This is a genomic window from Sphingomonas sp. CFBP 13706 (assembly GCF_014842355.1).
In the GTDB taxonomy this organism is placed as follows: domain Bacteria; phylum Pseudomonadota; class Alphaproteobacteria; order Sphingomonadales; family Sphingomonadaceae; genus Sphingomonas; species Sphingomonas aerolata.
This window is the reverse complement of record NZ_JACYVM010000002.1, coordinates 630,328-640,167: the sequence shown is the minus strand read 5'-3', so window position 1 is coordinate 640,167 and position 9,840 is coordinate 630,328. Positions and strand designations below refer to the sequence as shown.

Here is a 9,840-nt window from a genome sequence, read left to right as displayed (position 1 = left end):
TGCTCCCGGCAGCGAACAAGCCACGTCGCGCAGGCGCAAAGCCTGTGGTATCGCGCCGCAATTCAACCATTTGGAAAGATCGACATCGATGATTACACGGCTCGAAGATCTGGAGCGGGTCCGCGCCGAAAGCCGGTCGCTTGTCACCCGGCGATCCTTGATGTCGGCGGGCGCCGCGGTCGTTCCGATTCCGGGCGTCGACCTGGTCGCGGATGTCGGCCTGTTGACGACCCTGCTGCCGAAGATCAGCGAAATGTTCCAGCTCGATCACGAACAGGTGCAAAAGCTCGAGCCGCATCTCGCGCAGCAAGTGCTGGTGATGGCGTCGAGCATGGGTAACAACGTGATCGGGCGCATGGTCACCAAACGGGTGGTCGCCGCGCTGCTGCGGCGCGTCGGTGCGCGGGTCGCGGCGGGATCACTTGCCAAATATGTACCGTTCGTCGGTTCTGCCTTCGCCGCCACGATCAGCTTCGGCGCGATGAAGCTGGTCGGCAACGCGCATATCGAGGATTGCTACAAGACGGCGCTGGCCTTGCTGCCCGCGTCGGGGCAAATCGCTCCGGTCTCGCCCCCGGCGGGCGGTATCGCACGCTGACCCGGCGCACGCAGCGCCCCACGAAGAGGACCGACACATGGCGAAACAATATTGGGCACAGCTGATCGATTTCGAAGAGGAGATGCAGTCCGCGTGCATCTCCGGCGCGACCGATCACGAGGATGCCGCCGAGACGCTCATCTCCGACTTCGTCGGGCAGATGGGTGGAGAAATCACCAAGGGCGCGGTGCGCGTCTGGGTACAGGGCGAAAACCGCGAGAAGGTCTATGACTGGACCGTCGACCTGATCATCCCACAGGATGACGGCACGCAAGGCGGCGGCGAGGATGACGAGATCGAGGTCGAAGCCGAGATCGAATTGATCGAACGCACCTGACGCCCTCGCGCCAATCAGGCACCCCGTACGCCGTGGCGTACAGGGTGCCCTGGCTTGAGCCGCAACAGATTAGCTCGGGGCGCCCTCGCCGCCGTTGAACCCGCGCTCGAGAATCTGCGCGACCAGCCGATCGCGTGAGCGCGCGGTTCGCTCTCCCAGGACGACGGCAATCAGTCGGCGGTTGCCGCGCTTGGCCGATGCCGCCAGATTGAACCCGGCCTCGACCGTATAGCCGGTCTTGATGCCGTCGAGCCCGTCAAAGGCGCCGAGCATGTGATTGTGGTTCTGCAACTGCCGTCCCGCCCAGCGAAACGACCGGGTGCTGAAATAGGCATAGCGATCCGCATGCTGGTCGATCAGTGCCTTGGACAACATGGCCATGTCGGTCGCGGTCGTGAGATTGGCGCCGGGCAATCCGGTGACGTTGGTGAACGACGTCCGCCGCATACCGAGCGTTCGCGCCTTTGCGGTCATCCGCCGCGCGAAGCTGGCTTCGCTGCCACCCAGTTTTTCGGAAAGCGCTACCGCCACGTCATTGGCCGAACTCACCGCGATCGCCCGGATGGCTTCGCCGACCGTCAGTCCGGCACCGGGCCGCAGACCGAGCCGTGACGGCGGCTGGTTCGCCGCGGCCCGCGAGAATTTGACGGTGTCGGACAGCTGCAGCTTGTTCGCGTCGAGCGCGTCGAACGCCAGGAACAACGTCATCATCTTGGTCAGCGACGCGGGTCGACGGACCAGATTGGCCCCTTGCGCATATAATACCCGGCCATCGCGCGCATCGATCAGGATGGCCGACACCGTCCGCGCCGCCGCCGGCGATGGCGCGGCGAGCACCGGTTCCGCCAAAGCCGGAACCGCCATTGCCGTCCCGGGAATCGCCGCCAGCGGAACCGGCGCGGCGCGGCTCGCCACCCCGGCGGGCGACGCCGTCGATACCGCAGACGACATGGGCAGAACCAGCGTGGCCAGCGCCGCCAGCACGGCCGGGATACGGCGCTGATAGGCGCCGGTCGGCATCAGCCTCACTGCGGCTCCATCTCGTTCGTGGCGGGCACGTCATCGGCGGGTTCGTTCGCGCTGCTGCCGTCGCGGCGGACGCGCGCAGTCATGCCCGTCGCATCGGCATCGTCCTGCATCTGAACGTCCGGCGCGATTTCCGGAGCGGGCGGGGCCTCGGCTTTCACCTCTGCAGGGGCGGGCGCAGCCGCTTCCTCGACCACCGCCGGCGCCTCGGCTTCGGCGGGGGCCTCTTCCTCATACGCGCTGTTTTCGGTCACGGGTGCGGTGTCCGGCTCGGACGGGGAACAGCCGCCGAGCGCGGTCGCCAACAGGCTCGCGCCGAGCGCGAAGCGGATCGCATATGCCTTGGTCGTCATGGTCATGTCCCTCATCGTGCTGCCATCGCCTGCGCCGCCGACCGTGCCTCGATCTTGGAGGCCAGTGTCGAATCCCAGCTATAGGGATCCGCGCGGAAGTTCATCTGGCCGTTACCACTGGCGAATGCCGTCCAATAGAGCAGATAGACCGACACGGGCTTGCTGAGCCGCGCCCGCACCGTCGTGCCCTTGTCGACCGTCGCCGCGACCATCTCGGGGGTCCATTGTGGATCACCCGCCAGCAGGAGGTTGGCAAGCTCGGCGGGCTTTTCGAGCCGGACGCACCCGTGGCTCGCCAGGCGGCTGAAGCTCGCGAACTTCGCGCGTGACGGGGTGTCGTGCAGATACACCGAATAGGGATTGTCGAAATCGAACTTGTACCGCCCCAGCGCGCTCTGCGTACCAGCGGCCTGTTGCAGCCGCGTGCCGCCGATCACCTTGAAGCCATTGCGCTTCAGGTATCCCGGATTGGCCTTTTCCTTCGGCCACAGTTCGCGCGTCGCGATCGAGGTCGGGACGTTCCAGGGCGGGTTGATCACGACGCTGTGGATCGTCGAGGTCAGCATCGGCGTCTCGTCGCCGGGGCGCCCGGTGACCGCGCGCATCGAGGTAATCGGCCGGTCGCCATCGAATACCGTCAGGACCGCGGCGGCGATGTTCACCTGGATGCGATCCTTGGGCAGCTCCTGCGGCAGCCAGCGCCAGCGTTCCATGTTCGCCATGATCTGGCGGACGCGATCGGTCGCCGAGACGTTCAGCGCACCCAGCGTCTGCCCCGACACGATCCCGCTCGGATTGAGCCCGTAGCGCCGCTGCGCGCGACGTACCCCCTCGAGCAGCGCAGCGTCGAACCGGTCACCACCAGTCGATACGTCCTTGTCCTCGACCGCAAGCCGCTGGCGGAGCGCAGTCACACGCGGGCCCGTCGCGCCGATCGTCATATCCGGGCCACTCGCCAGCATGGACCAACCGCCCGCCGCAGCGATCGCGCGATAGCGCTCGAGCCCGGCCTTGAGCCCGTCATACCCTGAATAGGGTGGCGGCAACGCAGCGAACCACGCGGCGATCCGGTCACGCTTCACCGCATCGGCAAAGCCCGGCAGCGGATCGAAGGCGGGCGGGCGCATGCCCCAGTCCCGCTGGAAATCGGCTTCGGACAAGCGCCCGGCATGCACCGCGCGGGCGTGGTCCAGCGCTTCGCGGACCAACGTATCGTTGTCGACGTCGAGCACCAGCGCCGGCCGCGCGAGCGCAAGCCCCTGCCCCATCGTGTCCGACGCAAGCAGCTTCTGCAGCTGCTTGACCTGGGCAACGGACAGCACCGGCATGCGAACGATAGGAACCACTGGCGGCACCGCCATGCGCGGCGTCATCGCCTGCGCCGGAAGCGCAGGCTGGCTGGCCGGCGGGTTCGATGGGGCGACGGGCCTTTGCGGCTGGGTCTGGAACAGTTGCGGCGGCACCAGCTGCTCCTGGACCGCTCGGGCCGAAACGGCGTCGACCGGGAGCAACAGGGCCACCACCGCGGCACCGCTCAGCATCGTGCCGAACCAGGGGGCGTTCGTCTTTGTCTTTGAAAGGCTTTGCATAGCGTCCCTATAGCGATCGCGTCCTGCGTCGCACGGGCAATATCGCCCTAGCCTGAATAAAGCCCGGACGACGCGATATTTCCCGCCGCCTTGCCGACTATCGCAGGGCGCAACGCCCCCTTCGGCCTGGGCGCGGCCGTGCCCGTCATTTGCGCGCCGCCCGAGTCGCGTCGCGCGCCGCCGCGAACGGCTCGGACGCGTTCCAGACCGGCCATACCGTCCCCTCGGCGACCTCGCGGCCCAGCGCATAGGCGACGCTACCCTCCTGCGCGGCGCCGGTCATGTCCCAGCGTGCGTCGAATTCGTCGCACGTCTGGTGATAGCATCGTGCGTTGAACCGATCGCGCATTGCCTCGCCCGCCTTCGCCCCGCCCGTCACGAGATCGCGGCCCGCGCGGAAATACACCCCCGGCACGCCCTTCTGCGCCAGCGCATAATGGTCCGAGCGGTAATACCAGCCCGCCTCGGTATTCTCCTCGGGCACGATCCGCAGCCCCTGCGCCGCCGCAACCCGCTCGAGATCGCGCTCCATCGGCGTTCGCCCGACACCGATCAGCTCGAGATCGCGCGTCCGCCCCAGCACGACATGCGGGTCGAGATTGAACTGTGCTGCGGTCGTCGCGAGCGGCAGGGCGGGGTGGTCGGCATACCAGCTTGCGCCGAGCAGTCCCTTTTCTTCCGCAGTCCACAGCGCGAACACGACGGACCGCCGCGGCCGGGCGGCGCCCGCATAGGCGTGCGCGATCTCGAGCAGCGTCGCGGTGCCGGTCCCGTTGTCGATCGCGCCGTTGCGGATCCGGTCCGCGGGCGGATCGAACGCGTTCTCCCCATAGGCATCCCAATGCGCGCCATAGAGAATACTGCCCGCCGCGGGATCGGTGCCCGGAAGAAGGCCGACGACATTGTGGCTCGCGACATGCTCCATCCGCGTTTGAACACGCGCCGACAGGGTCGCCCCCTTCAATATGATCGCAGCAAAATCGGCGCGCTGTGCGGCAGCCTTCGCCGCGGCATAGTCCAGCCCCGCCTGCCGCAGCAGACGGATTCCGATGTCGTTGCGCAGGTTGCCGCGCAGTCCGAACGCCGCAGGCACCGTCCCGGTGTCGAGCGCATAGCCCGGTACCGCGTCGCCGTTCGCGATCTGCAGCCAGGGATAGCTGGCTGGGAACGTCTCGTGGATCGTCAGGAACGCCGCAGCGCCGCGCTTCTGCGCCTCGGTGAGCTTGGTTCGCGCAGCAGGGCTCGACGCGCGTCCGCCGAATCCCAGGTCGCGCCCCGCCTCGACATCGGGATCGCCGGCAAGAGCGACGACGATCTTGCCGCGCACATCGACCCCGCGATACGGATCATAGCCGAGCTTCGGCTCGACCACGCCATAGCCGACAAACACGATATCGGCATGATCGAGCTCGGTCGTGCCGACGATCCGCGACGATGCCGCGATCTCGATCCCCGGCCGTAATGGCACCGACTGGTCGCCGAGTTGCAGCGTGAAGGTTGCGGCATCGCGGGTCCAGCGCAACAGGGGCACACGCTGACGATAGCTGGCGCCAACAATGGGTTTCAGCCCGAGTTGCTTGAAGCGTCGCTCGAGGAATTCGAGCGTGACCGCCTCACCCGCCTGGGTAGGCCCGCGCCCGTGGAACGCATCCGCGCTCAGTGTCTTGACGTCCGCCTTGATCCGGTCCGGCGACAGGATGGGCGGCCGTGGATCAGCGGCGATGGCGGCGGTAGTGGCCGAGACGGTGAGCAGCAGCAGCGGCAGGAGGCGTTTCATCGGCTCAACCTGCCCAAGATGTCTCACGTGCACAAGCGAACGCATGAGATCACGCGCTATTTCCGCGCCTTAGGCTGCGACGTTCAGCCAGGCAGACGAACCTGAACGCGGCGAAAGCGCGCTTCGACAAAGCTGTAGACGCCGAACAATCCCAGCCCGACGCCCGTCGCGGCCAACAGCCATTTGCCCCCCGGCTGGTCCTGCAGCATCGCCAGCGCGTCGGCCATGCCGCCGGCTTCGGTGGCGTGCGCCTGCCATGCCGCGACCGCAAAGAAGCCGGCGATGATCGTGAAGACGACTGCGCGGGCGCCATAGCCCAGCCGCCCCATCGTGCAGACATAGGAAGGCAGCGAGCCGTCATTGTGCAGGTCCTTGACGAAATCGCCCTTCCAAGCCTTCTTCGCCTGCATCACCGCCGCGGTGAGGATACCGATTGCGACCACGGCAACCAGCACGCGTCCGAACGGCACCGACAGCAGCCAGCCTGTCCAGTCGCGGGCGCTCTCGTCACCCGGGGACTGCCCGCCGCCGCCCGTCCTTGGTTGCCAGGCGAGACGTGCCGCACTCCAGGCAAGGATGAGGTGAGCGATCCCGCTGACGACGTGCCCGATCCGGGTCAAGGCGCCCTTGGCGTCGCGCATGATCTGCTCCGGATCGGCGATCGCTTCGGTCAGCCGCCACACCGCATAGCCGAGCAGACCCGCGGCAATGACGGCCAGCAGGACGGCGCCTAGCTGCTCGTCCGCCAGCGATCCGATCGCACCCTGATTGTCGGCGATCGTCCCGCCGCGCATTGCGGCATCGACCGCAAACCAGGCCACCAGACAATACACCAGGCCGCGCGCGGCGAAGCCGAGACGTGCGAGTTGCGTCGCACGGACATCCGAGATGGTCACCGCAAATCCCCCTGGATCATATTGATCGTTACGCCGGCTAAACCCGCCGTGCGCAGCGACGTTCCGCCGGCGGTCACGACATCGCCGCGGCGACGCGGATCGGCGCAGCCCGGTACCGCGCCCGGGCCGCACCGGACCGTCAGGCGTGGACCACCTCTGCGGCATCCGCGAAGGGGACCGGAAGGCGCGCAATCGCGGGACGCGCGATCAGGTAGCCCTGGCACAACCGTACCCCGAGCGCGCGCAACGCCGCCAGTTCGCCCGAAGTCTCGATCCCCTCGGCGATCGGGATGATGCCAAGTTCATCGCACAATGCGATTACCGCAGCGACGATCGACCGCTTCACGGCGGACCCGTCGATCCCGCGGATCAATGCCATGTCGATCTTGATGACATCGGGATTGAGTTCGGCGAGCAGCCCCAGCCCCGCATAGCCCGCGCCGAAATCGTCGATCGCGGTCACGAACCCTTGCGCACGGTACGCCTCGATGATCCGCCGTACATGCGGCACGTCGCGCATGCGTTCGTTCTCGGTAAATTCGAACATCAGGTTGCGCTTGTCGAAGCCGACCCGCGCCGCTGCCCCCAGCGTTGCCCGGATACAGGCATTGGGTTCATAGACCGCGTTCGGCATGAAATTGATCGACAGCTTCACGTCCTCGCCCGGCGTGTACAGCGCGCCAGCCATCTCCACCGCGCGCACACGGCAAGCCTGATCGAACCCGTAGATCATGTCCCCCGACACCCTGTCGAGGATCGCCCCCGCGCCCGCACCGTCGGTGCCGCGAACCAGCGCTTCATAGGCCCAGACCCGCTCCGTCGCGATGTTGACGATCGGCTGGAACGCCATCGTGAAATCGAACGGGAGCATGCTGCCGGTGCCACAGGCACCGCACGTCAGACGGGTCGCCGTCTCGACTGGTGCGATCGCGTCCGCAGGAGCGCGGGCTGCAGCCCGGAATGGGGCGGGGTCGATAAATGTCACTGTCGCTCCTTACCGCGCTCTGTCGGGGCCGGACGGGCATGAGGACCGGCGCGACGCCACCTCACTCCAAACTCGGTGAGGTCATTGTTAATCTACAACATTTAACAGAATGAGTAGTACTAGTTTATTATCATAGATCAATTATCTTGTAGATGTGCAAACATGCGTCAATTGGTTGGTGGACGGCGGCGATAGCTCAGCGCTTCCGCGACATGGATCCGCGCCACATGATCGGCGCCGGCCAGATCCGCGATCGTCCGCGCGACGCGCAGTATCCGGGTATAACCCCGCGCGGTCAGCCGCATCGCCTCCGCCGCCTGCACGAGCAGACGCTGTCCTGGCGCATCGGGGGTAGCGACCGATTCGAGCAACGGGCCGTCCGCCTCGGCATTCGTCCGCACGGGATGATCACGATAGCGCTCCGTCTGCACCCTGCGGGCGGCGGCCACTCGCACTGCCACCGCTGCCGATCCCTCGCCGGCCTGGGGCAGGACGAGATCCGCCGCCGTGACCGCTGCCACATCGATGTGCAGGTCGATTCGGTCTAGGAATGTCACCCTTATCAAGTTACAGGTGGTGACATGCAAACCTACATCTACGCACGTTGGTCCTCGCTGGAGCAAACCGCAGGCTCCACGCTGGAACGCCAGATCGCGAATTGCACAGCCTACGTGGACCAGCGCCAATGGGAGGTTACTGAAACCATCGTGGACGCCGGTAGGAGCGCCTACACAGGCTCAAACATCACCAGCGGCAATCTCGGCACCTTTGCCAAGCGGGTGGTGTCTGGCGCGGTTCCTAGAGGCTCCCGCTTGGTGGTGGAGGAACTGGACCGTTTGAGCCGCCAGCCAGCCGATGTGATGATGACATGGCTTTCCCCGCTGGTGCGCGCTGGCCTCTCGATATGCGTGACGCAAACCGGGCAGATCATCGATAGCAATATGCTCGATCACGACATGGGCGGCTTGATGATGCTGATGATCACCGCCTTTGGTTCGAACAAGGAATCCCGTAAGAAATCCGAACGCGTTGCATCGGCGTGGGATAAGAAACGGCGTGATGCTCGCGCGGGTCTACCTGTTGTGACCTCGCATCGTCATCCCGGTTGGCTCAAGCCTAAAGAGGGTGGCTTTGATCTAATCCCCGAACGGGTGGAGATCGTTAAGTTCATCTTTGATCAGCGCCTTAAAGGCTTTGGTAAGGGCATGACCGCCAAGACGCTTAACGAGCGCAAGGTTCCGACATTTAGAAAGGCTATCGCTTGGACCGCCACCTACGTTGGTCGCGTGCTATGCAACCGCGCTGTTCTCGGCGAATGGCAACCCTACAGTTCGGCGCGCGGTGATGAAGTCCGTAAGCCGGTTGGTGAGCCTATCTCTGGCTTCTATCCCGCTGTGATCAGCGAAGCCGACTTTGCCGCCGCTAACTCTGATAAGATCGCGCAACAGCTTCGCCATCAAGGACGCGGCAAGGGTATAACCAACCTACTAGGGCGGCGCGCTAGGTGCGCAGTATGCGGCGGCTTAATGTCGGCAAAGGGAAGCGCTGGCTTCAAGCTCAACGCCGATGGCACCAAGACGCGCCATTACTTCCTCTACTGCATCGCGGCTAAAGAGGGTTCAGGATGCACGCACCAGATTGGCTGGACGTATGACCGCATCGAACGCCCGCTACTTGATCATATCCTTACGCTGGCGATGGATGATCAGCACTTCACGAGCGATGATACCGATGTGTCATCGTTTGAGACAGCGGTGTTAGCAGCCAAGGGGCGGGTTAAGGATATCGAGGTTCGGGTTAACCGGTTGCTCGATATGATCGAAGATGGTGATAGCGATGCGCAGGATCGTTACCGCGCCCGTCGCGAAGAACTGGTTGAGGCCAAGGGCAAGCTTGAGAAGGCGGAGAAGGAACTAGCAGCAGCACGCGGGGCGGTATCCCCTGAAGAACATGTTCGGCGCGTTAGTGAGGTTCGCTCGCTTCTCGATAGCGAGGATGCTGAACTGAAGTATCAAGCACGCCAGCGCGTTAAGGCGGCGCTTGAGGATATCATCACGGACATGCAGTTTAATCCGGTTACGAAGGTGGTTGATGTCGGGCTGGTTGGTGGCCTTGGTGCGGTCTTCATCAACCACGATGGTAGCTCGCAGTTCGTTAACATGCATAAGCCGGGACGACGCCACGCAGATGGCGACTACACGCCAGAGGTTAAGGCAGCGATTGAAGCCACTACGCGGCGCATCGAGACAGCCAAAAAGGCTAATGCACCTAAATAACTT

Annotated in this window: 9 protein-coding genes and 1 pseudogene; 3 read left to right on the top strand and 7 right to left on the bottom strand. The window is 64.9% G+C overall.

The window, feature by feature from the left end:
* The first annotated feature begins 88 nt into the window (after positions 1 to 88).
* Together IFS44_RS06465 and IFS44_RS06460 are read left to right on the top strand one after the other, a co-directional pair.
* Complete coding sequence (locus tag IFS44_RS06465; RefSeq protein WP_192097866.1) at positions 89 to 598, top strand: hypothetical protein; 510 nt, start codon at positions 89 to 91, stop codon at positions 596 to 598.
* Between the two features lie 37 nt (positions 599 to 635).
* The gene (locus tag IFS44_RS06460; RefSeq protein ID WP_192097865.1) at positions 636 to 935 is read left to right on the top strand and encodes a hypothetical protein; all 300 of its coding nucleotides are present in this window, start codon (positions 636 to 638) and stop codon (positions 933 to 935) included.
* Positions 936 to 1,004: 69 nt separating this feature from the next.
* Here the strand turns inward: IFS44_RS06460 and IFS44_RS06455 are convergent, their stop codons facing one another.
* From IFS44_RS06455 to IFS44_RS06425, 7 genes and pseudogenes are all read right to left on the bottom strand, one after another.
* On the bottom strand, positions 1,005 to 1,955 hold the full coding sequence (locus IFS44_RS06455; RefSeq protein ID WP_244650010.1) for a D-alanyl-D-alanine carboxypeptidase family protein: 951 nt from the start codon (positions 1,953 to 1,955) through the stop codon (positions 1,005 to 1,007).
* A 5-nt stretch (positions 1,956 to 1,960) separates the two neighbouring features.
* The gene (locus IFS44_RS06450; protein WP_192097864.1) at positions 1,961 to 2,314 is read right to left on the bottom strand and encodes a hypothetical protein; all 354 of its coding nucleotides are present in this window, start codon (positions 2,312 to 2,314) and stop codon (positions 1,961 to 1,963) included.
* An 11-nt stretch (positions 2,315 to 2,325) separates the two neighbouring features.
* Complete coding sequence (locus tag IFS44_RS06445; RefSeq protein WP_244649950.1) at positions 2,326 to 3,903, bottom strand: L,D-transpeptidase family protein; 1,578 nt, start codon at positions 3,901 to 3,903, stop codon at positions 2,326 to 2,328.
* Positions 3,904 to 4,048: 145 nt separating this feature from the next.
* Positions 4,049 to 5,680: a M28 family peptidase gene (locus tag IFS44_RS06440; RefSeq protein WP_192097863.1), complete on the bottom strand. Its 1,632-nt coding sequence runs from the start codon at positions 5,678 to 5,680 to the stop codon at positions 4,049 to 4,051.
* Positions 5,681 to 5,763: 83 nt separating this feature from the next.
* Positions 5,764 to 6,576 carry a DUF1206 domain-containing protein gene (locus tag IFS44_RS06435; protein WP_031441669.1) on the bottom strand — a complete coding sequence of 271 codons (813 nt, stop codon included), beginning with the start codon at positions 6,574 to 6,576 and terminating at the stop codon, positions 5,764 to 5,766.
* 139 nt (positions 6,577 to 6,715) lie between these two features.
* The gene (locus IFS44_RS06430) at positions 6,716 to 7,561 is read right to left on the bottom strand and encodes an EAL domain-containing protein (protein ID WP_342366352.1); all 846 of its coding nucleotides are present in this window, start codon (positions 7,559 to 7,561) and stop codon (positions 6,716 to 6,718) included.
* A gap of 167 nt (positions 7,562 to 7,728) precedes the next feature.
* Positions 7,729 to 8,109, bottom strand: a pseudogene (locus tag IFS44_RS06425) (magnesium chelatase subunit ChlI family protein); the annotation flags it as partial.
* A gap of 33 nt (positions 8,110 to 8,142) precedes the next feature.
* Between IFS44_RS06425 and IFS44_RS06420 the strand changes: the two are divergent.
* Complete coding sequence (locus tag IFS44_RS06420; RefSeq protein ID WP_192097861.1) at positions 8,143 to 9,837, top strand: recombinase family protein; 1,695 nt, start codon at positions 8,143 to 8,145, stop codon at positions 9,835 to 9,837.
* Positions 9,838 to 9,840: the final 3 nt, after the last annotated feature.